Genomic DNA, 26,048 nt, shown 5'->3' with positions numbered 1-26,048 from the left:
AGGTGGAATGGGCCCGGAATCGAAGCAGCAATCCCTGCAACAATGGGCTCGCCTAGTGATGTCGCGGTAATCGTGATGGTCACCACAGACATGGCGACTACAAGCACATAGGTTACAATTCCAATCGAAAAATGCTTCGTCATGAGTTGAGCCCTCACAACCGAAATGAAGAACTCCGCAACTACAATCTTAGTTCGTATGCCAATGGGTATTTGAACGAGTGCTCACCGCACGTGGGGTGCTTTCGCTCTTATAGTCCAGTAATGAACAATGGTGCAGCAGCGATACAGACCTAGTCTGGAGCCAAAGTACGTAGGATGGGTAGAGCCCTTGCGAAACCCATCATGCCTCTTATCGGCGGAGGGATTGATGGGTTTCGCTTACGCTCTACCCATCCTACGAGCTTGTCAGGCTCCTTAGCGGCCGTAGGGGAAGCAGCGGTTGCGATCGAGTGTGAGACCGAAATGCGCTCCCAGTGCAGCGATGGCCGCGTCCTGCTGCGGATAAGGATCGGCATTGGATGCGGCAACGATGATGATCCGGAACCCGCCGCGATCCTTGCCACCCGGTGGCAGCATCGCTGTAGTCAGTGCATTGCCCTCCCTGTCGCGCAGCGTGAGGAAAAGCGGCATCTCTCGCTGTACATGGGCCTCGAGGCCGATGTCGCGCTCGATCGCGTTGGGCCGCTCGGGACGCCAGGACTGGACTGCCTTCTCCCGCTCGCGGCGGAAATATTTCTCAACTGTGTGGCCCATCAGGCGCGACTCAAGCATCGCTTCACCTTCCGTCTCGATACGGAACCAGGTCTTGCCCTTCGGCGCGTCGCAAACATACTGCATTTCGCCCGTCCTGCGATCGCCGCAATTCTAGGGCGGCGGGCCTGCAAAGCCAATATGAGACTCGCTCCCGTGTATAGCGCTGCACGATCAGAGGGGCTAAGAGTTCTTGATTGGACGTTGAAGTTCTAGTGAGCCCAAACAATACTAGGTCGACCGGAATAATCCTCTTCAAGGAGCGTCCCGATGCCTGACGTAAGGGAAAAGCAACGTGAAGCCCGCCGGAAGATCATTCGCCAATGGGCGAAGCTTCCGAAGGATAAACGGCAGTCTATGGAGGGGATTTCTGAATTCGCCAGGACCGCCGCTCAGCAGAACGAGAACGCATTCGTCCGCAGTCGTCGCGATCCGTATCAGAAGATCATGGGATGGCTATTGCCGCGTGCTCATCTCTGAACGACTGAGTCCTCTGCACATCCTTGGCGACACCGGGTTCTTCAGCTTGACCCCATGTGGCTAACGGCCCGCGCGATTTAGGAAGCAAACCACGCACCTTGTCGCAACCACATTGAGCGGGATTTTGTTAATCCGATCAGGCGACGCCCGATTTCCGTTTAGGGTCACAAGCGGCCATCCCGCCGCTGTCCGATCTTGGCCCGGTCAGCGCCCGAAAGCCGACATTCAGGCGGTCTTGAGATAAAGGGCAACTCTGGGCCCCGTCAGCTATTTCAGGAAGTCCGTTGCCCGTCGGGCAAAACAGCCCGGTCAATTTGACCTCGCCGCCTGTCAAGTCCTGCCCCGTAAAATATTCCAGTTTACCAAAATTCGGATTTATCGTACAAGCAAAACACCCTGGCCCGAGACGAGGGGCGGATCGCGATCGTCACGAACCGCGGGCTGGGCAGCGATGGACGCGACGGCGGCGGGCGTAGAAGACATTGCAGGGCGGGACACCGTGAGCAATGGCTTTCCGCGCATACGACACGACGCTGACAGCGTCTTGGCATGGCTTCGGGGGCGAGCACGCGCCACCCCTCGAAGTCCCAGCGAAGACGTGCGCGGACGGAGAAGTCGTGTGGTCCTGACGCCCGGGGTCTGTGCGTCAAGTCCTGTAGTGATGTAGCGGCCCAACCGGGCGCGCGCATCAGTCATCTGCATGGCGACGGGGGCAATAGTGCATCGCTCCCCGGGGAGCACGAAGGACACCGTTAAAACCATTCGCGCAGGGAAGGCCGGGCGACCGGCAACACCTGTGGTCCACCCCGTGTGCATTTCTACAGCGCACGGATCGCGGGTGCCGGCCGGCGCCCGGCCTTCCCTGCGCCCTTGTCTCTTTGGGCGCGGCACATGAAGCAAAACTCGGGCGAGATGCGCCGCGAGAAGGCGAACGCGTGTCTGCTGTTTGAAACGTGTAACCTAGCGACGACCCGTCTAGCCTCACTCTCGGTGTCATCGCCCGGCTCGACCGGGCGATCCAGTACTCCGAGACGGCGCGGCTAGAACCGAGAAGCCGCGGCGTACTGGATGCCCCGCCTTCGCGGGGCATGACACCATCGTTGTCGCACTACCGCATCATCATCCGCGCGATCGCCTCGCCGATCACCACCGTGGTGAAATGCGTGTTGGCGCGGCAGTCGGACGGCATGATGGAGGCGTCGGCGACGCGCAGACCCGAGATACCCTTCACCGTGCCGTCAGGATTGACCACGCCGTCGGCATCATCGACGCCGCTCATGCGGCAGCTGCCGGCAGCGTGCTGGATGTCGCCGGTCTCACGGCGCAGCACCGCGTCGAGCTCGTGATCCGGCAAGGCGGCTGCCTGCGGCAACGTCAGATCGGTGTCGGCGAGCCGGATCCAGTCGGCGATACCCGAAAGCGCCGGCTGCGAGGTGATCACCGCGAGCCGCTTCACCGCATCCATCATCCGCAGCATGTCGCGGGGATCGGCCAGCATGTTCTCCTCGACAACAGGATCGATCGCGGGATCGGTCGAGGCCAGCTTGAGCGTGCCGCGCGAATAGGCGTTGAACAGCCCGGCGCCAATCGCTCCGGGCATGCCGATGCCGCGGTGATTGAAGGCGATCAGGATCATGTCGCGCTTGCCGCCATCGGCGAGGCCCGAGGAATAGGTCACGCAGCAATTGGTGTGGCGCGTATCGGGATCGGTGGGACGGAGCTCCTCCCGCAGCTGGATCGTGGCGCGAAACAGCGGGTGATCGAAGAAGTGGCGGCCGACCGGCAGATCGCGCGCGACCGCAATGCCCATCGCCTTCAGCTCCTCGGCCGGTCCGATGCCCGAGCGCAGCAGGATCGCCGGACTGTGAATGGCGCCGGCGCAGAGCACGATCTGCCGCGCGCTGATCTCGTGGGTGCCCTGCCCCTCCATGTGAACGCGAACGCCGGTCGCGCGGCCGTCACTGATCAGCACGCGATCGACCAGCGCATGTCCGCGGATCTCCAGATTGGTGCGGCCACGCGCGGGCTCGAGATAGCCCTCATTGGTGCTGATGCGGCGGCTGTCGCGGCTGTTGATGGGATAGCAGGCAACGCCCTCGCCGTCGGGGCCGTTGAGATCGGCGCACCAGTTATAGCCGCTCGCCAGCGCCGCATCGCGCAAGCCGCGATCGATCGGGCCCCATTTGTCCGGTGGCGCGCGGTAGACCGGCAACGGCCCACCGCGGCCGTGGCCATCGGCATCGCCGAACTCCAGATCGTCCTCGATCACCGAGAAGAGTGGCATCACCTCCCTGGCCGACCAGCCGGTGCAGCCATTGGCCGCCCATACGTCGAAGGCATCCGCGACGCCGCGGATGGCAATCTGGCCGTTCATCATCGAGGAGCCGCCGAGCCCCTTGCCGCGCCAGTAGAAGCGCGGCTGCTGCCCCGCTACCCGGCGCGACAACAGATCCGGCCACTGCCATTTCTCCTGGTACTCGCGCTTGTGGATGATCGGGATCGGGTTCGGCGTCCGCACCTCCCAAGGCGCCTCATCGGCGCGCCAGTCGCGGCCCGCTTCGAGCAACAGGATGCGCCGCGCCGGATCCTCGGACAGCCGCGCCGCAACCGCAGCGCCGGCGGAGCCGCCGCCGACAACAATGACATCGTACATCGCGTTACTTCTCAACGTTCCAGAACACCGGGATGGCGGACGGTATCAGACCGCGCAAAGTCGCGCGATAGGCGGCGGGCTGGGCGAACTGGCCCCACGGAATTGCGGGCGCCTGATCGTACATGACAGCCTGGATCTCGCCTGCGATCTTCATGCGATCCGCCTCGGCCGGCGCCTTGGCGAAGGCTTCCATCAGCGGCGTGATGCGCGCATCGCATTGCCAGCCGGTGAAGTCGGCGCAGTTGAAGGCGACCATGACATTGGTCAGCGGCGAGCCGAGATCGAAACCGCCGGCGTGAACGCCATAGACGCTCCAGCCTTCCTTCTTGGCGCGGCGCGCCAGCACGCTCGCCCAGTCCATCACCTGCAGATCGACGTTGAAGCCGGCAGCCTTCAGCCGCTCGGCCAGCACCTGCGCCGAAACGCGCGGGGCTTCGAGGTCATTGGCCTCCATGACGACCACGGGCTCGCCGGCATATTTGGTCGCCTTCAGCGCAGCCTTCGCCGCTTCGATCGACGGCTTGGCGGCAGCTTCAATGCCGGCCTTGCTTTCATAGGTGGTGCCGCAGGTGAAATAGGTCGCACAGGGCGTTGCGTATTTGGCATCGAGCCCGAGCGCATCCAGCACCTCGCGCTGATCGACCAGCTTCCACAGCACGCGGCGAATCTCGGGATCGTCGAACGGTTTCGACGCCGCGTTGAGGCGGTAGGCACCGGCAAACATGTTGCCGCCGGTGAAGTTGACCAGCTTGACGCGCGCGTTCTTCTCCAACTGCGGCAGCAGATCGAACGGCGCATATTGCATGAAGTCGACTTCGCCGGCCTGCAACGCGGAGGCCGCCGTCGCGCCATCGGGAATGACGCGAATCTCGAGCGTGTCGACGTTGACGCGCTTGCCGCCGGCGAGGAAGTCGGCGGGCTCGGGGCGCGGCACATAGTCGGCGAATTTCTTCAGGATCATGCGGTCGCCGGTGCGGTGATCGGCCTTGCTGTAGACGAACGGTCCAGAGCCGATGATCTCGGTGATGCGCGGGTCGCCCGGCGTCTTCGCGATGCGCTCGGGCATCATGAAGGCGACGGGGCTGACGGGGTTGCCGAGCGCATCGATGACGAGCCCGGACGGCTCCTTCAGCGTCAGCACGAAGGTCTTTGCGTCGGTCGGGTCGAGCGAAGCCGTGATCGCGAAAATGCGGCGACCGAGCGCGCTGCGGGTGCCCCAGCGCCGCAGCGAGGCCACGCAATCGGCCGCCGTGACCGGCTGGCCGTCATGCCATTTCAAACCGTCGCGCAGCGTGAACGTGTAGGTCAAGCCATCGGGCGAGACTTTCCAGTCCTGCACCATTTGCGGCTTGATGTCGCCCTTGGTGTCCTTCGCAAACAGCGTGTCGAACACCATGTAGCCGAACGTGCGCGAAATATAGGCCGTGGAGAAATGCGGATCGAGCGTGACGATTTCCGCCTCGAGCACCGCGACCAGATTGCCCGCCGCATGCGCCGGTGCCGCCACCAGCGCGAGGCCCAACAGCGCCGGAATGAAAGCCTTGAGTTTGAACATTGCGGGTTATTTGCCTTTTGACCAGCCGTTTGCAGTCGCCAGGAAAAAGCAATGTTCGTGCCCATACGCCTCGATTACGTATGCGCTCGGGACTATCTGCCACGCGTTTGCGCGCCACGCGCTCGCTGTCATCGCCCGGCTTGACCGGGCGATCCAGTATTCCAGAGACGGCTGAGGGATACGGCGAAGCCGCGGCGTACTGGATGCCCCGGCCAAGCCGGGGCATGACACCTGTGTTGTGGCGTGGGTCCCGGCTCTGCGCAGCAACGCCATAAGCGCGTTTACGCGCGTCCTCGACACGCTATGGAGCGTTGCAGCGCGTCCGGGACACCAGAACCGCCGCCCTACCCGATCACCTTGCCGAACTTGTTCGACTTCGGAAAACCCTTCGGCGGCAGGCGGCCGGCGTCGGCGCGGGTGCCTTGCCACTCGGCGAGCTCCTTCATGGTCGCGGAGAATTCGCGGCCCGCGGAGTCCTTCCAGGTGAGGCCAGCCTTGGCGTCGAACACGGCGACATCCGAGAGGCCGCCGTCCTTGTACTTCTGCAGGCGCACGCCGCGGCCGCGGGCCATCTCCGGCACCTGGTCGAGCGGGAAGACCAGCATCTTGCGGTTCTCGCCGATGACCGCGACGGTGTCGCCGAGAACTTCGGTGATCGCGCGCGCCTCATTCGGCATGTCGACGTTGAGGACCTGCTTGCCCTTCTTGGTGGTGCCGACGCAATCGTCCTCGTTGACGACGAAGCCCTGGCCCTCGTGGCTGGCGACCAGGAACTTCCGCCCGCCCTTGTGGACGAACAGCGCGACGGGCGCCGCCTCCTGCTCGAGGTCGATGAACAGGCGGATCGGCTCGCCGTGGCCGCGGCCACCCGGAAGCTTTGCGACATCGAGCGAATAGAACTTGCCGTTGGTGGCGAACAGCAGCAGCTTCGACGTCGTCTCGGCGAAGAAGGCGAAGCCGAGCTTGTCGTCCTGCTTGAAGGCGAGGCCCGAGAGATCCTCGACATGGCCCTTCATGGTGCGGATCCAGCCCTTGTCGGAGACGACGACGGTCACCGGCTCGCGCTCGACGAAGGCCTCCTCGATCGCGGCGAGATCGTGCTCGGGGGCGTCGGCAAAGGTGGTGCGGCGCTTGCCGAGCGGCGTCTTCGGTCCGAACATGTCGCGGACCTTGCCGACCTGCTCGCCGACCTTCTTCCACTGCTCGGTCTCGGAGGCGAGCACCGCGTTGATGCCCTTGAGCTCGGCGCGGAGGTTCTTGTCCTCGGTGCGGATCTCCATCTCCTCGAGCTTGCGCAAGGAGCGCAGGCGCATGTTGAGGATGGCTTCAGCCTGCACCTCGGTGAGCTTGAACGCCTTCATCAGCTCGGGCTTCGGCTCGTCCTCGGTGCGGATGATCTTGATCACCTTGTCGATGTTCAGATAGGCGATCAGGAAGCCGCCGAGCACTTCCAGCCGGTGCTCGATCTGCGCCTTGCGGTAGTTGCTACGCCGGATCAGCACGTCGCGCAGATGGTCGAGCCATTCGCGCAAGCATTCCGCGAGCCCCACGACTTTGGGGATGCGGCCCTTGATGAGCACGTTGAGGTTCAGCGGAATCTTGTTTTCGAGCTCGGTGAGCCGGAACAGCGATTCCATCATCAGCGCCGGATCGACGTTCTTCGACTTCGGCTCGATGATGATGCGGACGTCTTCGGCCGACTCGTCCCTGATGTCGCCGACCAGCGGCAGCTTCTTCTGGTCCAGCAGCTCGGCGACCTTCTCGATCAGGCGCGACTTCTGCACCAGGAAGGGAATCTCGGTGACGACGACCACCCAGGTGCCGCGCGCGCCCTCTTCCTGCTCCCACCTGGCGCGGACGCGGAACGAGCCGCGGCCGGTGGTGTAGGCTTCGGCAATGGCCTGCTTGGAATCGACGCAGATGCCGCCGGTCGGGAAGTCCGGGCCCTTGACCCATTTGAGCAGCGCCTTGGATTTCGCGTCGGGCTTCTCGATCAGATGCAGCGCGGCATCGCACAGCTCGGCGGCGTTGTGCGGCGGGATCGAGGTCGCCATGCCGACCGCGATGCCCTGCGCGCCGTTGGCGAGCAGGTTCGGGAAACCGCCGGGCAGCACGACCGGCTCCTTCGACTGGCCGTCGTAATTGGCACGGAATTCGACGCCGTCCTCGTCGATGCCCTCGAGCAGAAGCCGCGCGACGTCGGTCATGCGCGCTTCGGTGTAGCGGTAGGCAGCGGGGTTATCGCCGTCGATATTGCCGAAATTGCCCTGGCCGTCGACCAGCGGGTAGCGCGAGGAGAAATCCTGCGCGAGGCGAACCATGGCGTCGTAGATCGCCTGGTCGCCGTGCGGATGGAACGAGCCCATCACGTCGCCGACGATTTTCGCGGACTTCTTGAAGGCCGTGCCGGGATCGAGCCTGAGCAGCCGCATGCCGTAGAGGATGCGCCGGTGCACCGGCTTCAGGCCATCGCGCGCGTCCGGCAGCGCCCGGTGCATGATGGTGGAGAGCGCATAGGCGAGATAGCGCTCTTCCAGCGCCTCACGCAGCGGCACATCATGAATTTCGGCCGGTTCTTCCGGCGGAACGATTCGTTTTCCCATGCCGCCCGGTTAAACCGTGGAAGCGAATCGGGCAAGGATCGAATGGTTCCCTGTGGGCGACCTACTGGCCTGTCCAGCCGGCTGTGACCGTCTGGGTTTTGGCCGGACCAGGCGTTTGCGGCGCATTGGTCAGGCAACGGCGGGCTGCCTCGATCTCGGCCTCCGTCGCGCCATGGGACCGCGCCCATGTCTCTGCGGCCGCAGCGGAATATTTCGCCACATAATACCGGACGAGCGTGCACGACGCCCGGCGAAACACGCCGGGTTGCGGCTCGCCGGCGATTGCATCAGGCGCGAATGCAAGCAGCGCCGCGGACAAGGCGAATCCCCTGATCAACATTTGGGCTGTCCCCCCGATGTGGAACCTGGAGGCGAACTCGACCGGCCGGATTTAGTTCCCCGGAACTCCATACCCAGGAGCAATACAGAACCACGATTGGCTCATGGCGCGGGGACCGCCGCTCTCGCTTGCTGCCGCATCAGGGCATTGATAAAGCCGGCCCGCGCATCGGAATGGCCCTGCCCGCGCGGCTCCAGCACGTGGCGCAACAGGAACAGGCCGGTCAGCCGAAAACCGTCCTGAAGATCCTGTTCGGTGAGGTCGCTCGCAGCCTCTCCATGACGAAGGAACGGCGGCAGCCGCAACAGGCGGTCGCGCCACGGCTCGCCTGCCGTGCGCGAGACCGCGCCGCCGGATTTCGGCGAGACGTAGATCAGGTCCGTGGTCTCGCCGGTCACCGCGCAATTGTCCAGCGCCAGGCCGAAACCGAGCTCGGCGAGCATTGCCAGCTCGAAATGGATGACGTGCACGGCGGCGCTGCCGATGTCGTCGAAATCATCGAGCGAGTGTTCGAGCAGCGCAAAGATTGCTTCGTGCGGATCGCGCTCCGGCAAGAGCCGCGCGATCGAGGCGAGATGGGTGACGCCATAGACGCCATGGGACGATGCCAGCAGTGTCGCCGCGCGCAGCTTCAATCCCTCGATCGCATAGGTGCCGAGATGCTCGTCGAGCCGCGCCCGCCACACCGCACTGACGCTGTTCCCCGGCTGCAAAAGCGGCCGCATCCGCGAGCTGGCCCCGCCGCGCACGAGGCCGAGATGGCGGCCGTGCGCGCGCGTCAACAGCTCGACGATGGCGCTCGATTCGCCATGCCGCCGCACCCCCAGCACGATGCCTTCGTCGGTCCATTCCATGGGAGGAAGCTTACAGGATTCCGGCGCCTCTCGCACCCACTCGTCCCCCGGACAAAGCGCGGCGCGTAAGCGACGCGTTGCCGAGCCGGGGCCTATCTCTCCGCGCACTGCTGGGTCCCGGCTCCGCGGCGCAGCGCTGACGCACTGCACCTTGTCCGGGACACCAAAGCCTCACGCGTTGAACCAGCCCTGCGCGTCGCCGGTGAACGAGAAATAGAGGCCCATCGTCGTCAGCGCGCAGGAGACGATCTCGATGGCACTGTCGAGCTCCATGCCCTTCTCGCCGATGATCTGGCCGAGCGAAATCACCGACAACACCAGGGCCGCCGCCAGCACCCAGCGCGGCCAGTTCTTGCGCCAGTGCGCAGCGAGCCAGACGAAATAGACCAACAGCAGGATCATGCCGCCGGCGAGCAAGGTCGCCGTCATGATCATCTGCTCGGTCATCTCGGCATTGGGCGTGCGGTCCTGCACCGCGACCGAGAGAGCATCCAGCATCAACGATGCGTAGAGCAGCGCTTCGAAGCGCCTGATGTTGCTGGGCACGCTCATCGGAAACCGATCTTGTCTTGGTTATTCCTTGGGGAAGTCCAGGCCCATCTCGCGGTAGCGATCGGGATCGTCGCCCCAGTTCTCGCGCACCTTGACGAACAGGAACAGATGCACCGGCACGTCCAGGATCTGCATCAGCTCTTTCCGCGAATCCGCGCCGATCGACTTGATGGTGGCGCCGCCCTTGCCGAGCACGATCTTGCGCTGGCTTTCGCGCTCGACGAAGATCGTCTGCTCGATCCGCACCGAATGATCCTTGCGCTCCTCCCACTTGTCGGTCTCGACCGTGGACTGGTAGGGCAATTCCTGGTGCAGCTTCTGATAGATCTTCTCGCGGGTGATCTCGGCCGCCAGCTGCCGCATCGGCGCGTCCGACATCTGGTCCTCGGGATAGAGGAACGGGCCCGGCGGCACCATCTCGGCGAGCGTCTTGCGGATGTCGTCGACGCCATCGCCCGAGATCGCCGAGATCATGAAGGTCCTGGCGAACTTCATGCGCTCGTTGGCGGCCTGCGCCAGCGCCAGCAGCTTCTCGCGCTGGACCAGGTCGACCTTGTTGATGACGAGGATCTTCTCGTGATTGACGCTTGCCGCCTTGGCGAGGATCGCCTCGGCCTCCTCGTCGATCCCGGTCTTGGCATCGAGCAGCACGCAGACGAGATCGGCGTCATGCGCCCCGCTCCAGGCGGTCGAGACCATGGCGCGGTCGAGCCGGCGCTTGGGCAGGAAGATGCCGGGCGTATCGACCAGGATGATTTGCGCGTTGTTCTCGATGACGATGCCGCGGATCAGCGCGCGCGTGGTCTGCACCTTGCGCGAGACGATCGTGACCTTGGCCCCGACCAGCGCATTGACCAACGTGGACTTGCCGACGTTCGGCGCGCCGATCAGCGCGACGAAGCCGCAGCGCGTCGCAGTGGGCGCCTCGCCGCTTGCTTCAGCCGTCATTGCCGCCGCCAACGCCTTCACGTTCGATCATCACCGAGGCCGCCACCTTCTCTGCCGCGCGCTTGCTGCCGCCGATGCCCTCGGCCGGCGCAAGCCCCGGCAGATCGACGGCGACACGGAACTGCGGATCGTGATGCGGGCCGGTGCGCTCGACCTCGCGGTAAACCGGCGTCGGCAGCCCCTTGCCCTGCGCCCATTCCTGCAGCACGGTCTTGGGATCGCGCAAGGGACGGCGCGGCTTGTGCATGCGCTCGGTCCAGTTGCGCTTGACGAATTCGGCTGCCGCAGCATGCCCGCCGTCGAGGAAGATGGCACCGATCACGGCCTCGCAGATGTCGCCGAGCACCGACTTGCGCAGGCGCGCGTCGGCGCTGGGGCCGACCGAGCCGAGCTTGATGTCGTCGACGAGACCAAGCGACTTGGCGACGTCGGCGCAGCTTTCCTTGCGCACGAGCTCGGCAAGGCGCTTGGACAGCTCGCCTTCGTCGGCGTTCGGGAAGGCATGATAGAGCATGTCCGAGACGACGAGCCCGAGCACGTGGTCGCCGAGGAATTCGAGCCGCTGATAGCTGTCGCCGCGCTTGCGTCCGGACTTCAGCGCCGAGACATGCGTGATCGCCTGCATCAAGAGGTTCGGGTCAGTGAAGCTGTGGCCGATGCGCGCCTCGAGCGCCGCGTTCGCATCCGTGCCCTTGGCTTTGCTGCTGCGCGCCCGCTTCTTCTTCGCAGGTGTCTTGTTTGCAGGCGTCTTGTCTGCAGGCGTCTTGGTCGCAGCTTCCCCTTCGGGGCCCGCTTGCGCCTCGATCGGTTGGGTCGCGATGTCCTTTGCTTCGTCTTTCATCGGACGATTTTGAAGAAACGATTCCAGCGCACCGCCCACGGCCAGCGCCAGAACATCCAGGCATGCTCGCCTTCAGCGATGGAGAAGAAGATCATCTGGGCGCGGCCGATCAAGTTCTCCTGCGGCACGTAGCCGACCTGGCCGAGAAAGCGGCTATCGGTGGAGTTGTCGCGGTTGTCGCCCATCATGAAGAAGTGGCCGGGCGGCACGTTGTAGACGTTGGTGTTGTCCATGTAGCCGTTGTCGGCGCAATCGAGCGTCTCGTAGGACACGCCGTTCGGCAGGGTCTCCTTCCAGCGCTTCACCCGGGAGATGCCGCCGCCTTCGGAGCCGCAGGGGTCCTCGCCGACATATTCGCTCATGCGCTGCCGCTCGACGGGCGTGTCGTTGATGTAGAGCAGCCCGTCCCGCATCTGGACGCGGTCGCCGGGAAGACCGATCACGCGCTTGATGTAGTCGGTGGAATCGTCCTTCGGCAGGCGAAACACGACGATGTCGCCGCGGTTCGGATCCGAGCCCCAGATCCGCCCCGAGAACAGAGGCGGCGAGAACGGGATCGAGTAGTGGCTATAGCCGTAGGAATATTTCGAGACGAACAGATAGTCGCCGACCAGCAGCGTCGCCTTCATCGAACCGGACGGGATGTTGAAAGGCTGGAACAGGAACGTGCGGATCACCAGCGCGATCAGGAGAGCATGAATGACGACCCGGATCGTCTCGCCGACGCCGCTCTCAGTTTTCGTTCCCGAAGTCACGCTCATTGCTCTCTCAATTCCGGCCGGCGGTCACAGAGCGCCCTCCTGGCGCGAACAGCCCATTGCTTCGCGGCCCATGGAGATTGTCCTGATTCTGATAGTGAGGGCCAATTCCGGCGTAAAGCCGAATTCGCCCAAGCTGATTTGCGTCGGCGGACTTTTAGACGGTTGTCGGAGGTCGCGCAATCAAGGATCGCATCAAAACTGAATAAGGCATTGATTTCAAATACGAATTATAAAATCGAACGGATCGTGTCAGGGCTTCGCCAGCGGCACGGCGGAAATGATGACGAAGGCCTGCGCCAGCGGCCAGTCGTCGGTGATCGAAACGTCGATCCGCGCCTCGAATCCCTCCGGCGTCAGGGCCTGGAGCCGGACCAGGGCGCCGCCGGTCAGGTGCATGGTCGGCCGCCCGCCCGGCAGGTTGACCACCCCCATGTCGCGCCACCAGACACCGCGCCTGATGCCGGTGCCGAGCGCCTTGGAGCAGGCCTCCTTGGCGGCGAAGCGCTTGGCGTAGGTCGCCACCACCATCTTCTCGTTCTTGGCGCGCCGCTCCGCCTTGGCCCGCTCGGCCGCGGTGAAGATGCGGTCGAGGAAGCGCTCGCCATGGCGCTCGATCACCTTGGCGACGCGGGTGATGTCGATCAGGTCGGACCCGATGCCGATGATCATGCCCGGCTCCGGCCGCGGTCCATCGCCGCGCGCATGCTGCGCACGGTCTCGGCCAGCCCCACGAACAGCGCCTCGCCGATCATGTAGTAGCCGATGTTGAGCTCCATGATCTCAGGCAGCGCGGCGATGGTCTCCGCCGTCGCATAGTCCAGCCCGTGCCCGGCATGGACCTCCAGCCCCGCGGCCTTCGCCAGTTTCGCCCCGGCCACGATCCGCTGCCATTCGGCCTCGGCCTTCTCGGTGTGGCCGTCGACGACGGCGTCGCACCAGGCCCCGGTGTGGATCTCGATCACGGGCGCGCGCAGCCGTGCCGCCATCTCGATCTGGGCGGGATCGGCGGCGATGAACAGCGAGACCCGGATGCCGGCATCGTTCAGCCGCGCGATATAGGGCGCGAGCGCATTGTGCTGGCCGACCACGTCGAGCCCACCTTCGGTCGTCACCTCCTGGCGCCGCTCCGGCACGAGGCACACCGCGTGCGGCCTGGTGGCGAGCGAGATCCGCATCATGTCGTCGGTCGCCGCCATCTCGAAATTGAGCGGCTTGGAGATCTCCGCCTTCAGCCGCGCCATGTCCTCGTCACGGATGTGCCGGCGGTCCTCGCGCAAATGTGCGGTGATGCCGTCGGCGCCGGCCTCGATCGCGAGCAGCGCCGCGCGCACCGGATCTGGATTGCGGCCGCCGCGCGCGTTTCGCAGGGTCGCGACATGGTCGACATTGACGCCGAGGCGGAGCGGAGTTGCGGGCATTTCAGAACTCACGAAATCGGGGCGATAGACGCGTACGCAAAGCGTCTATCCATTAACACGTTCGACACGGGCGACGACCGCCTTCGCGCGCAACTGGGCTATGATCGCGCTCAGGTGCTTCAGGTCGTAGACTTCGAGATCGATCGTCGTCTCCGTGAAATCCGGCGAGCGGCGCTGCATGCTGATGTTGTCGATGTTGCCGTCGTGCTCGGCGATCACCGTCGCAATCTGGGCGAGCGCGCCGGGCTCGTTGACGTTCTCGACCTTGATCCGGGCCGGAAAACGCTGCGGCACCGTATCCTCGATGTCCCAGCGGACGTCGAGCCAGCGCTCCGGCTCCTCCTCGAAATCCTTCAGCGCGGGTGCCTGGATCGGGTAGATCGTGATCCCCTCCCCCGGCGTGACGATGCCGACGATGCGGTCGCCCGGTACGGCGCCGCCGTTCGGCGCGAACTTGACCGGCAGGTCGGAATTGATGCCGCGGATGGGGATGGCGACCGGGCTGCGCGACGGTTCGGAGACCCCCTTCTCCTTGAGCTTGGCGGCGAGCCCCTTCTTGACGCCGTAGCGCGCGACGCGCTCCTCCTTGTAGTCGGGATACATCGCACGCGCGACGTTGGAGGCCTTGATCTCGCCGCGGCCGACCGCCGCCATGACGTCGTCGATCGAGGTGCGCGCGAGCCGCGGCAGCGCGCCCTTGAGCTTGTCGTCGGCATATTCGATCTTGGCGCGCTCGAACAGGCGCTCGACGATGCGCCGGCCGAGCCCGGCATATTGATCGCGCACGGCGGTGCGCGTGGCGCGCCGGATCGCGGCGCGTGCCTTTCCGGTGACCGCCAGCGTCTCCCAGGCCGACGGCGGCGCCGATTGCGCCTCCGAGGTCAGCACCTCGACCTCGTCGCCGTTCTGGAGCTCCGAGGACAGCGGCGCGAACTTGCCGTTGATCTTGCAGCCGACCGCGCTGTTGCCGACGTCGGTGTGCACCGCATAGGCGAAATCGATCACGTTGGCGTGGCGCGGCAGCGCGATCAGCTTGCCCTTCGGGGTGAAGCAGAACACCTGGTCGTGGAACAGCTCGAGCTTGGTGTGCTCGAGGAATTCCTCGGGATTGGCGCTCTCGGAGAGAATTCCGATGGTGTGGCGCAGCCAGGCGAACGCGTTGGACTCGCGCTTGAGGTATTCGGTCGGCGAGCCCACGCCTTCCTTGTAGAAGACGTGCGCGGCAATGCCGCGCTCGGCGATCTGATCCATCGCCTCGGTGCGGATCTGGAGCTCGACGCGCTGGTTACCGGGGCCGATCACCGTGGTATGGATCGAGCGGTAGTCGTTCTGCTTCGGCGTCGAGATGTAGTCCTTGAAGCGCCCCGGCACGACCGGCCAGGTGGTGTGGACGATTCCGAGTGCGCGATAGCAGGCCTCGATGTCGCTGACGACGACGCGAAAGCCGAAGATGTCCGACAATTGCTCGAAGCCGATCGACTTGCGCTCCATCTTGGTCCAGATCGAGAAAGGCTTCTTGCGGCGGCCGTAGACCCGCGCCCCCAGGCCCCGGTGGCGCAGATTGTTGGAGAGCTGGTCCTCGATCTCGCCGATCAGGTTGCGGTTGCGCTCGGCGAGCGCGTCGAGCCGCTGCATCACGACCGAATAGGCTTCGGGATCGAGGGTGCGGAAGGACAAATCCTCCAGCTCCTCGCGCATTTCCTGCATGCCCATGCGTCCCGCCAGCGGCGCGTAGATGTCGAGCGTCTCCTCGGCGATGCGCCGGCGCGATTCCGTCGGTACGAAATCCAGCGTGCGCATGTTGTGCAGGCGGTCGGCGAGCTTGACCAGGAGCACGCGGACATCGTCGGCAATGGCCAGCAGCAATTTGCGCAGGTTCTCGGCCTGCTTGGCCTCCCGCGAGACCAGCTCGAGCCGCTTCAGCTTGGTCAGGCCCTCGACCAGCGCGCCGATCTCCGGCCCGAAGATCTGGTCGATCTCGGCCCGCGTCGCCTCGGTGTCCTCGATCGTATCGTGAAGCAGCGCGGCCACGATGGTGGCATCGTCGAGCTTCAGGTCGGTGAGAATCGCCGCCACTTCGAGCGGGTGCGAGAAATATGGATCGCCCGAGGCGCGGGTCTGCGAGCCGTGCGCCTTCATGGCGTAGACATAGGCGCGATTCAGCAGGTCTTCGTTGGTGTTGGGATTGTAGGATCTGACGCGCTCGACGAGGTCATATTGACGCATCATGCGCGCGCGGGGCCTGGCCGGGCGCGCGACCGGCGCAGTCGGGGCCACGGCAACCGATTCGGTTGCGGCCTGCATCTGCGTGGATCTGCGGCGCCGATATACCATGCCGTCCTGCCTTCAAACGGGCTCCGAGCCGGCCCGTTGTATACATCCTAGCTCCGATCGCGCCTGTGTCCGATCAATTCAGTGACGGGGCGCAGCGCCAACCGGCAACGCTATGGTAACCACGAAAAGGTCAACAAAAGCAAAGGCCCGAACGACGGTTCGGGCCTTTGCTGAGATCACAAGAAGTCGATGATCGCGACGGAGGACTTACTCGTCTTCCTCGGGCTGCTCCTCGGGCGGAGCGAGGCCTTCCAGGCCCTTCAGAAGCTCCTCCTCGGTCATGCGCTCCACGGCGACTTCGGTGTCGTCCGCATCGACGCTGGCACCTGCGGAACCGATCAGCGGCACCGTATCCGGCTCGGGCTCATCCACCTCGACGAACTTCTGGAGCGAGTGCACCAGCTCCTCGCGGAGGTCCTCCGGCGAAATCGTCGTCTCGGCAATTTCACGCAAAGACACAACAGGGTTCTTGTCGTTATCGCGGTCAACCGTTAGTTGTGAGCCGGACGAGATCATGCGGGCACGGTGGGCGGCGAGCAGGACCAAGTCAAACCGGTTGTCGACCTTGTCGATACAATCTTCTACGGTGACGCGAGCCATGGACTGTCGCTCCGTTGTGGGTGGGACGAAATATGTGGATGATTGGGGCTAGTTATAGGGGCCGGGACGGTTTCGCAAGGCCAATTTGTGATTTGGCCTCGCCAAATGGCTCTGGTACCCCCACATTGGGGCTGAGGTGGGTGATTTTCCGGGGCTGCCATCGAGGGGCGGCGCCGGGTGCATGAGAGTCCGCCATAACTATACCTTGATTGCCCCGACTTCTCCGGATTTGCGGTTTCGACGGGTTTAGGCGCCACCTTGGGACTGCGCGGCTGGCTGCCGCCGCGCCAACAATAAACGATCAATCACGACACACTACGCGAGCAAACTGAATGTCACCTTCTCCTACCAACAAGATCGCGCTCTTCATCGACGGGGCCAATCTCTACGCGACGGCGAAAACCCTGGGCTTCGACATCGACTACAAGCGCCTGCTGAAGGAGTTTCAGAGCCGCGGGACACTGCTCCGGGCGTTCTACTACACCGCCATCATCGAGGATCAGGAATACTCCTCGATCCGCCCGCTGATCGATTGGCTGGACTACAACGGCTACACCGTCGTCACCAAGGCGACCAAGGAATTCATCGACGCTTCCGGCCGCCGCAAGGTCAAGGGCAACATGGACATCGAGCTGGCCGTGGACGCCATGGAGCTCGCCGAGCACATCGACCAGATGGTGCTGTTCTCCGGTGACGGCGATTTCCGCTCCCTGGTCGAGGCGGTGCAGCGCCGCGGCGTGCGGGTCACGGTGATCTCCACTATCGCCAGCCAGCCGCCGATGATCGCCGACGAGCTGCGCCGCCAGGCCGACGTCTTCACCGACCTCGTCGAGCTGCAATCCAAGCTCGGCCGCGATCCGTCCGAACGCCCCGCCCCGCGTGACCGCGGCGAGCGTGGCGAACGCCACCACGCCCCACAATTCCTCCAGCGCGCAACCACGATGGCGCCGAGGGGCGATGACGACTTCGAGGAGTGAGGCGGCCCGGCCGAGCCGCCAGCCTTCCACCGTCGTTCCCGACCGTGACTGCCCCCTTTGCCCGCGCCTGGTCGCCTTTCGCGAGGCGAATCGCGCGCGCGAGCCGTCGTGGCACAACGCGCCGGTCGCCCCCTTCGGTGACATCAAGGCGCGCCTTTTGATCGTGGGCCTCGCGCCGGGAATGCAGGGCGCCAACCGCACGGGACGGCCGTTCACCGGTGATTATGCCGGCGACCTGCTCTACGCGACGCTGCTCGAATACGGGTTCGCCAAGGGCACCTACCAGGCGCGCCCCGACGACGGCCTGAGACTGGTCGACTGCCGCATCGCCAATGCCGTGCATTGCGTGCCGCCGCAGAACAAGCCGCTGCCGATCGAGATCACCACCTGCCGCCGGTTTCTCGTCGCCAATCTCGAAGCGATGCCGAACCTGCGCGCGATCATCGCGCTCGGGCGGATTGCGCACGACAGCGTGCTCAAGCCGCTGAAGCTGAAGGCCTCGCAGGCTCCCTTCGGCCACGGCGCGGTGCATCAGTCCGGCCCATTCAAGCTCTACGACAGCTATCACTGCTCGCGCTACAACACGAACACCGGCGTGCTGACGCCGGACATGTTCAGATCGGTGTTCGCGAAGGTAAAGGCCGATCTCGATTAGAGCCTGAACAGTCAGACTGGGCAGGGCTCACCTCTCCCCGGCGGGGAGAGGTGAACCCTCGGCGCGCATCGATCCAACCCATCTCATTGCACGTCAGCTGACGATCTAGCCTTTGGCCGGATTCGCCTTCAGCCAGTCCAGGACGTCGCCGGCGTTCCGGTCGGGCGGAAATACCGGATAAAACACGTGCGTGATCCTGGCGTCGTCGATGATCAGCGCCAAGCGCTTGATCAGCGTCAGGCCTGCCACCCCCATGGTCGGCAGATTCAGGGCGCGCGTCAGCGCCAGCTTCTCGTCCGAGAGCACCGGGAACGGCAGATGCAGCCGCGAGGCCATCTCGGTCTGGTAGTCGTTGCTCTGGGTCGAGAGGCCGAACACGTGTGAGGCGCCGGCGGCTTTCAGCTCGGCGAACAGATCGCGAAATGCGCAAGTCTGGGGCGTGCAACCGCGCGCCCCCGGGATCATGTCCCAATCGTCGACCAGCGCGATCTTGCCGGGCTCGCCGGTGCGGGGATAGGCGAACACGACGGTGCGGCCGCGCAGCGCCGACAGCGTGACCGACGTATCGTCGGTCGCGAGCAGGCCGATCGGCGGCAACGTCATGCCCTTGAGATGCGCGGCGGCGCCGTCGTCGGCGGGCGCGGGAATCTGGCTCCAATCGACTTCGAGCAGGTTCCGTTGATTCATCTCGTCATCCCCTCGCCCGCATCAGCCGGCCCTTCTCCCGGCTCCAGTCGCGCTTCTTCTCGGACTCGCGCTTATCGTGCAGCTTCTTGCCCTTTGCAACTGCCAGCTGCAATTTCGCGCGCCCGCGCTCGTTGAAGTAAAGCTTGAGCGGGATCAGCGTCATGCCCTCACGGTCGACCGCGCCGATCAGCTTGTTGATCTGCCGGCGGTGGAGAAGCAGCTTTCGCGGACGCTTGGGCTCGTGATTGAAGCGATTGCCCTGGAGATATTCGGGAATGGTGGCGTTGATCAGCCAGATCTCGCCGTTCTTGGAATCGGCGTAGGATTCCGCGATCGTGCTCTTGCCGTTGCGGATCGACTTGACCTCGGTGCCGGTCAGCGCAATGCCCGCCTCGATCGTGTCTTCGATCGCATAGTTGAAGCGGGCCTTGCGATTTTCCGCCATCACCTTGATCGGACGTTCGTTCTTATCGGCCATGACGGGCAAACCTGATCGAGATGCGCTCGGATTCTAACAGTTCGGATGAAGTGGGCGCGTCACTTCTTGAGGAGATCGCGGATCTCGGTCAGGAGCTCGACCTCGGCCGACGGCTTTGGCGGAGCGGCAGGGGCGGCCTCGTCCCTGCGCTTCAACGTGTTCATGGCGCGGATCACCAGGAACAGCACGAAGGCGATGATGATGAAGTTGATCGCCAGCGTGAGGAAGCTGCCCCAAGCCAGCACCGCGCCTTGCTTTTTCGCATCGGCTAAATTGGTGGCTGTGACCTTCGCCGACAAGGGGGTGAAGTAGTTCGAGAAGTCGAGCCCGCCGGTGACGGCGCCGATGATCGGCATGATGACGTCGCCGACCAGCGAGTTGACGATGGCGCCAAACGCCGCGCCGATGATGACGCCGACCGCGAGGTCGACGACGTTGCCCTTCATGGCGAACTCGCGGAACTCCTTGAGCATCCGCGCGCCCTTCTCCTCGACGCTCATGAAAGGCTCCCCCGACGGGCTAACGCGTCAGTTGATCAGGCCGGCGTGAACCATCGCGCTGCGCACGGCAACGCGGGGCGGCTCGGAAACCGGAACCATCGGCAGCCGCAGCGTCTCATCCAGCTTGCCGAGCAGCGACATCGCGTACTTGATCGGCGCCGGGTTGCTCTCGATGAAGAGGTTGTTGTGCAGCGGCATCAGCTTGTCGTGGATCGCGAGCGCCGTCTTGGTGTCGCCCTTCTGCCAGGCGGCGTGGAACTCCGAGCACAGGCGCGGCGCGACGTTCGAGGTCACCGAGATGCAGCCATGGCCGCCATGGGCCATGTAGCCGATGATGGTGGCGTCCTCGCCCGAGAGCTGGTTGAAATCCTCGCCCATCGCCGCGCGCTGCTGCGACACGCGAACCATGCTGGCGGTGGCGTCCTTGACGCCGGCGATGTTCTTCAGCTCCCACAGCCGCTTCATGGTGTCGACCGACATGTCGATCACCGAGCGCGGCGGGATGTTGTAGATGATGATCGGAATCCCGATCGCGTCGTTGATCGCCTTGAAGTGCTGGAACATCCCTTCCTGGGTCGGCTTGTTGTAGTAGGGTGTGACGATCAACACGGCGTCTGCGCCCGCCTTTTCGGCGTGCTGGGAGAGCTCGACCGCCTCCTTGGTCGAGTTGGAGCCGGCGCCCGCGATAACAGGCACGCGGCCCTTGGCTTCAGCGATGCACCATTCGACGACCTTCTTGTGCTCGTCGTGGCTCAGCGTCGGGCTCTCGCCGGTGGTGCCGACCGGGACCAGGCCATTGGTGCCCTCTGAAATCTGCCAGTTGACCAGGGAGCGGAACGCCGCCTCGTCCAGCGAGCCGTTCTTGAACGGCGTGACCAAGGCGGTGAACGACCCCCGGAATTTCGTCTTGGCTGCCATGGACTTCCTCCGTACGCGGCGATCTCTTGAGCAAGCCCATTCATATCGGGTCTATCCCGCCGGTAAAAGGCCCGCTTCGGTACGAGGCTGGGTTTAGGCCGCGATTTTGCCGCGGTGATGGTGCAAATCGGCCCGAGGTAAGCGGCTGTTGGTATTTTTTCCGCATATACAATCAATACAGCTAGATCTTGAGCCGCTTGGCTGATTCGGGGCGACGTAACGCCGTGACCTCCCTTCCTCGCGCCGTATGGCGATCGACCGGTCTGATCGTGTGCCTGATCGCAGGGCTGTCGGTCGGCTGCGCCGCGTTGGCCAAGTCCAACGAGACGCCCCAGGAAGGACCCAAGGAGACCGCGAAGCCAGCCGCCAAGGACGCCGCGAAGGGGGCGACCAAGGGAACCGGCAAGGAAACCCGCAAGGAAACTTCGAAAGACGCAGCCAAAGGCGCGAGCAAGGGTGCTCTCAGCGCCCCAGCCAAGGATGCCGCGAAGAAGCCTGGCAACGACGCGGGCAAGAACGCCGGCAAGGAACCCGCGACGGACAAGCCCAAGCCCGCGGCAGCATCCAAGCCCGCGGCAGCATCCAAGCCTGCGGCGGCATCCAAGCCTGCGGCGGCGGCGCCTGCGTCCAAGCCGCATCCGGCCGCCAACGGTTCGGCGCCCAAAGCCGCGCCCGCCCCGGCCGTGACGGCCACCGTCAAACCCACAGCTCCAGTCGCCGCCAGACCTGTCGCAGCTCCCGTGCTGGCGCCTGCAACCCGCCAGCATGCAGCGCCGCGCAAGCCGGTCATCCCGGCCGCCGTCGCTGCGATGTCGTCGACGTCGCAAGCCGACAAGGACACGCTGGAGAGCGTTATCGAGCTCGTGCGCAAGCGCAGGTCCGGTGACGCCACCAATGCGGCGGCCGGCATCTCGGATCCGGTCGCGCGAAAGCTCGCCGAATGGATCATCCTGCGCAGCGAGGACAACGGCGCCACCGTGGAACGCTATCGCGCCTTCCTCTCCGCCAATCCAAGCTGGCCGTCGCAGACCTTCCTGCGCCGGCGCCTCGAGGCCGCGATGTGGGACGACAGACGCGACGATTCGGTCGCGTGGTCGTGGTTCGAGAACGAGTCTCCGATCTCCGCCAAGGGCCGCTTCACACTCGCCAAGGCGATGCTGGCGCGCGGCGACCGCGCCAATGCCGAGCGGCTGGTGCGCGAGGCCTGGCGCAGCGATCCGATGTCGGAGGACACCGAGAACAACGCGCTCGACCAGTTCGGCGCCCTGCTGACGCCGGGCGACCAGAAGGCGCGGATGGATACCCTGCTCTACGGCAGCGAGAACGAAGCGGCGCTGCGCGCTGCAAAGCGCCTCGGCGCCGGCTATGTCGCCCTCGCCAAGGCGCGCATCGCCGCGGTCAAGAAGGCGCCGAACGCGCGGGCGCTGCTCGATGCGGTACCGCGCGAGCTGCACAGCGATCCCGGCTTCGTCTTCAGCAAGATCCAGCTCTTGCGCCGCGAGGAGAAGTTCACTGAAGCCGCCCAGCTGATGCTGTCCGCGCCCAAGGATCCGGGCCGCCTCCACAATCTCGACGAATGGTGGATCGAGCGGCGCCTGCTGGCGCGCAAGATGATCGACACCGAGGAATTCCGCAGCGCCTATCTGATCGCGCGCGACGCCGCACTGCCTTCGCGCGACATCTACAAGACCGAGCAGGAGTTCACCGCCGGGTGGATCGCGCTGCGCTTCCTCAACGATCCCGCGACCGCCGCCCAGCATTTCGCCCGCATCGGGGTCGGCAGCGTCAATCCGACCACGCTGGCGCGTGCCGGCTATTGGCAGGGCCGCGCCGCGGAAGCAATGGGCCGCCAGCAGGAGGCGCGCAACGCCTATGCCCGCGCAGCCGAGCAGTCGACCAGCTATTACGGCCAGCTCGCCCGCGCAAAACTCGGCCTGCCGCAGATCGAGCTCAACAGCCAGCCGCGCGGCCGCGGCGCCGAGCGGCTGGAGATCGTGCGCGCCGCGCAACTGCTCTACGAGCTCGACGAGCGCGAGCTCGCGGTGCCCATGCTCGCCGACATGGGCGAGAACGGCGATCCCGAAGCGCTTACCGGCCTCGGCGAGCTCACCCAACGCTACAGCGATGCGCGCGGCATGTTGCTGCTCGGCAAGGCCGCGCTCAACCGCGGCCTGCCGTTCGACTTCTACGCCTACCCCATCAATGGCATTCCGCACTTCACGCCGATCGGCCCCGAGGTCGAGCGCAGCATCGTCTACGCGATTGCCCGGCAGGAGAGCGCGTTCAATCCGTCGGTGGTCTCGCCGGCTCAGGCCTATGGGCTGATGCAGGTGACGCCGGATGCCGCGCGCTATGTCTGCAAGCGGCACGGCGCGACCTACGATCTGGGGCGCCTCAAGAACGATTCAGTCTACAACGCCACGCTCGGCTCGGCCGAGCTCGGCGGACTGCTCGAAGATTATCGCGGCTCCTACATCATGACCTTCGCCGCCTACAATGCCGGCCGCGGCAGCGTGAGGAAGTGGGTCGACCGCTACGGCGACCCGCGCGATCCCAAGGTCGACGCGGTCGACTGGGTCGAGCTGATTCCGTTCTCCGAGACGCGCAACTACGTGCAGCGGATCATGGAGAACCTTCAGGTCTACCGCGCCCGCTTCGGTGGCGGCACGCGCTTGCAGATCGAAGCCGATCTGCGCCGCGGCGCCGGAAGCGTGGAATAGAAGAAACCCCTTTCGATCCACCACCGTCAGCACGGATGGCGAGCGCACGCTCGTCGGGAGCTGAGTCGCCCAGGCACATCCAGCGACCGTCCACGATCGCCAGGCGAGCCGTTTCGATCCGCCACGACCATTGCGGTCGGATCGGCATCCTCGCTGGTGCGGGAGGCTCGAACAGGAAGGCTTCGGTCGCACCTGCTGCAGCGCGCTTCGATCAGGGCGTTTTGCGCCGCGGCCGGGCCGGCCCCGCCGCACTCCCCTTTGCGTGCGAAGCTCGGGGACGGCATGCAGCCCGCCCCTCTCCTTCACGGCGACTTCCATCGGGTTGCGACGAAGAGCGAGCAACGAAGAGCGCAAGGGCAGCTCGCGCGCCCATTGCGTGAAGCGAGCACAGGAGGGCTGGCACAACAAAAAGCCCCGGCGGTTTCCCGCCGGGGCTCTCTGTCAGGTCGTTAGACCAAACTTACCAGTTGCGCTGAGCGCGGAGGAGCAGGGTGAACGAGTCCTGATCCTTGAGCTCATACACTGCGGTCGGCTTGGCAACGTTAGCAGCCGGAGTGATGACGGCAGTGCCGGCATACTTCTGGTCCAGATGGGTCCAGTTGAAATCCGCCGAGAAGGTCAGATTCTTGACGGGAGTCCAGCGGGTGATGACACCGATCTGGCCGATGTTGAAGTCGGGATTACAGCTGGTGACACCAGCCACCGCCATGACACCGACGAAGCCGCCGCCGCCGCAGATGGCGTTCTTGGCCAGCGAACCAAACTGGGCCGCAGCATAAGCACCGTAGAGCGCCGTGTTCCAGTAGGGATCCCAGTTGTGGGTGTAGGCGCCACGGAAGCCCCAGGTCTTGACGCTTTCCTGCGCGCCGCCGGTCACGAACACCGTGTCCGGAGCATTGGCGAAACCGATGCTCTGATAAGCACCGACGAGGCCCGTGCTGCCGTACATCGCGTACGAGCTGCCCGCCAGGTTCTGGAAGTTGTAGCGGGTCGCACCGTCGGTGTAGACGCCCTGGATGTTGATCGTGTCACCCGCACCGGTCGGGATGTTCTTGATCGACAGAGCGAGCTGAACCGCCCAACCCCACTTGTCGTCGGGGTGGCCAGTCGGCTCGGTCGCGCCGTAGTAGGCAACGTGGTTGTCATGCGCGGCAACCGACGCCTGGAACAGGCCCCAGGCCTGGTCGACACGCACCTGAGCAACGAGGTTCGGCGAACGCGAGCCGCCGATGGCGTTGGAGCCGTACGAACCGCCAGCGATGCCAGCAACCGTGGCGCCGGTCATGTTCAGATTGCCTGCCTGATAATAGGCAGTCGCGTCTTCCGCCGAGAACGACGCCGTGATGCCCTGACCAAAGTCAGCGGTGTAGGTGAACTGGTTCACGCCAGTGACCGTGCCGCTGCCGCCGACGAGGCTGTCGATGTTGTTGCCGGGATAGTTGGTCCAGGGCGCGTCGAACTGCGACACGGCCTTACCCATGGTGAAGCCGGCGAACTGGATGAAGGCGTAGTACACGCCGAGCGAACCGCCCGAGGTACCGCCGTCCGTCGGGTTGATGGTGGTGTTACCAGCCGTCGTGGCGGTGTAACCAGTCGTGCCCGTAGCGGAGCCCGTGCCGACGTAGCCACCGGTGGTCCAGGAGAACGTCGCATCGAAGAAGGTGCGGACGACGCCGTATTCGGTGGCGGTGCGCGTGTCGATGTTGAGATCTTCACGAGCGCGCGCGGTGTAGTAGTTGCTCAGGCGGTTGTGCGCACCGGCGGGAGCGCCGTTGGCAATGCCGTAGACGCTGTTGGTGCCGAGCGCGACTTCAGCGCGCAGATAACCACCCAGCTTGATGCAGGTGTCGGTGCCCGGGATGTAGTAGAATCCAGCACCGTACAGGGAGCAGATCTTCACGTACTCGACCGCCTTGGCCTTCACGGGGAGATCGGCTGCCTGCGCTCCGCCCACGGCGATCAGACCCGCCGCTGAGCCGAGCAAAAGGCTCTTAACCAACTTCATGTTAAACCTCCAAGTTGCTCTTCAGGGAAGGTCACTGACCGGACGGCCAATTCCCCAACCCCCTCTAAATCACCGCTTTGGGCCCCTTCGCGCCTTCGGACACACCCGCATGAACGCGAGGGACTTAAGCGAACGACCTAAACGGGACGACCTCGGGATGCCCCCCTCCGTCGCTCAGTCACAATTACCGAACGTCCTTGCACACACAACAAGAGAACGCTCCGAAACGGGCCGATGAAGCGTGTTTTCCGACGGGTGTTGCACAAATAACACGCAGATGTGATCAGACTGCCCTCGCAACATATTGTTTACATTGATGTTTTTTGGGCGGTTCCATTTGCCATCAAAGTTCCCCACATGAGGCGCCGCAGCCGAGACCTCGGCCCGAAGCCGCTTTGACGCGCTCGAATCGTGGAA

The 26,048-nt window shown here is 64.5% G+C and carries 23 protein-coding genes; 4 read left to right on the top strand and 19 right to left on the bottom strand.

Annotated features, from left to right (window positions below; all coding sequences use genetic code 11):
* Positions 1–416: 416 nt before the first annotated feature.
* Positions 417–839 (bottom strand): hypothetical protein, encoded by a 423-nt coding sequence (locus tag CVM73_RS14340; RefSeq protein ID WP_100232624.1) that lies wholly within the window; start codon positions 837–839, stop codon positions 417–419.
* Positions 840–1,022: 183 nt separating this feature from the next.
* Between CVM73_RS14340 and CVM73_RS14335 the strand changes: the two genes are divergently transcribed.
* Positions 1,023–1,232 (top strand): hypothetical protein, encoded by a 210-nt coding sequence (locus tag CVM73_RS14335; protein WP_063707793.1) that lies wholly within the window; start codon positions 1,023–1,025, stop codon positions 1,230–1,232.
* Positions 1,233–2,340: 1,108 nt separating this feature from the next.
* Here CVM73_RS14335 and CVM73_RS14325 read toward each other — a convergent pair.
* From CVM73_RS14325 to rpoZ, 13 genes are all read right to left on the bottom strand, one after another.
* Positions 2,341–3,885, bottom strand: a complete 1,545-nt coding sequence (locus CVM73_RS14325; protein WP_100232623.1) for a GMC family oxidoreductase — start codon at positions 3,883–3,885, stop codon at positions 2,341–2,343.
* 4 nt (positions 3,886–3,889) lie between these two features.
* Positions 3,890–5,440: an ABC transporter substrate-binding protein gene (locus CVM73_RS14320; protein ID WP_100232622.1), complete on the bottom strand. Its 1,551-nt coding sequence runs from the start codon at positions 5,438–5,440 to the stop codon at positions 3,890–3,892.
* A 344-nt stretch (positions 5,441–5,784) separates the two neighbouring features.
* Positions 5,785–8,043, bottom strand: coding sequence for a DNA topoisomerase IV subunit A (gene parC, locus CVM73_RS14310; RefSeq protein ID WP_100232620.1), 2,259 nt, complete (start codon positions 8,041–8,043; stop codon positions 5,785–5,787).
* A 61-nt stretch (positions 8,044–8,104) separates the two neighbouring features.
* The gene (locus CVM73_RS14305) at positions 8,105–8,383 is read right to left on the bottom strand and encodes a hypothetical protein (RefSeq protein WP_100232619.1); all 279 of its coding nucleotides are present in this window, start codon (positions 8,381–8,383) and stop codon (positions 8,105–8,107) included.
* A 101-nt stretch (positions 8,384–8,484) separates the two neighbouring features.
* Positions 8,485–9,237 (bottom strand): DNA repair protein RecO, encoded by a 753-nt coding sequence (gene recO, locus CVM73_RS14300; RefSeq protein ID WP_100232618.1) that lies wholly within the window; start codon positions 9,235–9,237, stop codon positions 8,485–8,487.
* A gap of 171 nt (positions 9,238–9,408) precedes the next feature.
* Positions 9,409–9,789: a hypothetical protein gene (locus CVM73_RS14295; protein ID WP_100232617.1), complete on the bottom strand. Its 381-nt coding sequence runs from the start codon at positions 9,787–9,789 to the stop codon at positions 9,409–9,411.
* A 21-nt stretch (positions 9,790–9,810) separates the two neighbouring features.
* Positions 9,811–10,737, bottom strand: a complete 927-nt coding sequence (gene era / locus CVM73_RS14290; protein ID WP_100232616.1) for a GTPase Era — start codon at positions 10,735–10,737, stop codon at positions 9,811–9,813.
* Entirely contained in the window at positions 10,727–11,578 is an 852-nt protein-coding gene (gene rnc, locus CVM73_RS14285) for a ribonuclease III (protein ID WP_100232615.1), read from the bottom strand. The genes era and rnc overlap by 11 nt, the downstream gene beginning before the upstream one ends.
* Positions 11,575–12,339 (bottom strand): signal peptidase I, encoded by a 765-nt coding sequence (gene lepB / locus CVM73_RS14280; RefSeq protein ID WP_100232614.1) that lies wholly within the window; start codon positions 12,337–12,339, stop codon positions 11,575–11,577. Before lepB ends, rnc begins: the two co-directional genes overlap by 4 nt.
* Before the next feature lie 249 nt (positions 12,340–12,588).
* Complete coding sequence (gene acpS / locus CVM73_RS14275) at positions 12,589–13,008, bottom strand: holo-ACP synthase (RefSeq protein ID WP_100232613.1); 420 nt, start codon at positions 13,006–13,008, stop codon at positions 12,589–12,591.
* Positions 13,005–13,757 carry a pyridoxine 5'-phosphate synthase gene (locus CVM73_RS14270; protein WP_100232612.1) on the bottom strand — a complete coding sequence of 251 codons (753 nt, stop codon included), beginning with the start codon at positions 13,755–13,757 and terminating at the stop codon, positions 13,005–13,007. Before CVM73_RS14270 ends, acpS begins: the two co-directional genes overlap by 4 nt.
* A 45-nt stretch (positions 13,758–13,802) precedes the next feature.
* Positions 13,803–16,091 (bottom strand): RelA/SpoT family protein, encoded by a 2,289-nt coding sequence (locus CVM73_RS14265; protein WP_100232611.1) that lies wholly within the window; start codon positions 16,089–16,091, stop codon positions 13,803–13,805.
* Positions 16,092–16,298: 207 nt separating this feature from the next.
* Entirely contained in the window at positions 16,299–16,691 is a 393-nt protein-coding gene (gene rpoZ / locus CVM73_RS14260) for a DNA-directed RNA polymerase subunit omega (protein ID WP_007603391.1), read from the bottom strand.
* Positions 16,692–17,023: 332 nt separating this feature from the next.
* Between rpoZ and CVM73_RS14255 the strand changes: the two genes are divergently transcribed.
* Both CVM73_RS14255 and CVM73_RS14250 read left to right on the top strand, forming a co-directional pair.
* Positions 17,024–17,668: a LabA-like NYN domain-containing protein gene (locus CVM73_RS14255; protein WP_027573659.1), complete on the top strand. Its 645-nt coding sequence runs from the start codon at positions 17,024–17,026 to the stop codon at positions 17,666–17,668.
* Positions 17,649–18,323, top strand: a complete 675-nt coding sequence (locus tag CVM73_RS14250) for a uracil-DNA glycosylase (RefSeq protein WP_100232610.1) — start codon at positions 17,649–17,651, stop codon at positions 18,321–18,323. Before CVM73_RS14255 ends, CVM73_RS14250 begins: the two co-directional genes overlap by 20 nt.
* 105 nt (positions 18,324–18,428) lie before the next feature.
* Here CVM73_RS14250 and CVM73_RS14245 read toward each other — a convergent pair whose 3' ends face one another.
* From CVM73_RS14245 to dapA, 4 genes are read right to left on the bottom strand one after another with little or no spacing between them, the layout of a single operon-like run.
* Positions 18,429–19,010, bottom strand: a complete 582-nt coding sequence (locus tag CVM73_RS14245) for a peroxiredoxin (RefSeq protein ID WP_100232609.1) — start codon at positions 19,008–19,010, stop codon at positions 18,429–18,431.
* A 4-nt stretch (positions 19,011–19,014) separates the two neighbouring features.
* On the bottom strand, positions 19,015–19,488 hold the full coding sequence (gene smpB, locus CVM73_RS14240) for an SsrA-binding protein SmpB (RefSeq protein ID WP_100232608.1): 474 nt from the start codon (positions 19,486–19,488) through the stop codon (positions 19,015–19,017).
* A gap of 59 nt (positions 19,489–19,547) precedes the next feature.
* Positions 19,548–19,961 (bottom strand): large conductance mechanosensitive channel protein MscL, encoded by a 414-nt coding sequence (gene mscL, locus CVM73_RS14235; protein WP_167406842.1) that lies wholly within the window; start codon positions 19,959–19,961, stop codon positions 19,548–19,550.
* Between the two features lie 54 nt (positions 19,962–20,015).
* Complete coding sequence (gene dapA / locus CVM73_RS14230) at positions 20,016–20,906, bottom strand: 4-hydroxy-tetrahydrodipicolinate synthase (protein ID WP_100232606.1); 891 nt, start codon at positions 20,904–20,906, stop codon at positions 20,016–20,018.
* Positions 20,907–21,130: 224 nt separating this feature from the next.
* Between dapA and CVM73_RS14225 the strand changes: the two genes are divergently transcribed.
* Positions 21,131–23,626, top strand: coding sequence for a lytic transglycosylase domain-containing protein (locus tag CVM73_RS14225; RefSeq protein WP_100232605.1), 2,496 nt, complete (start codon positions 21,131–21,133; stop codon positions 23,624–23,626).
* Positions 23,627–24,086: 460 nt separating this feature from the next.
* On the opposite strand, the gene CVM73_RS14220 is transcribed toward CVM73_RS14225, so the two are convergent.
* A complete protein-coding gene (locus CVM73_RS14220) occupies positions 24,087–25,631 on the bottom strand; it encodes a porin (protein WP_100232604.1) in 1,545 nt (514 codons plus the stop codon).
* Between the last annotated feature and the right edge of the window lie 417 nt (positions 25,632–26,048).

The sequence above is a fragment of the Bradyrhizobium forestalis genome, from assembly GCF_002795245.1.
GTDB classification, from domain to species: Bacteria; Pseudomonadota; Alphaproteobacteria; order Rhizobiales; family Xanthobacteraceae; genus Bradyrhizobium; species Bradyrhizobium forestalis.
This window is presented reverse-complemented; position numbering and strand designations above follow the sequence as displayed.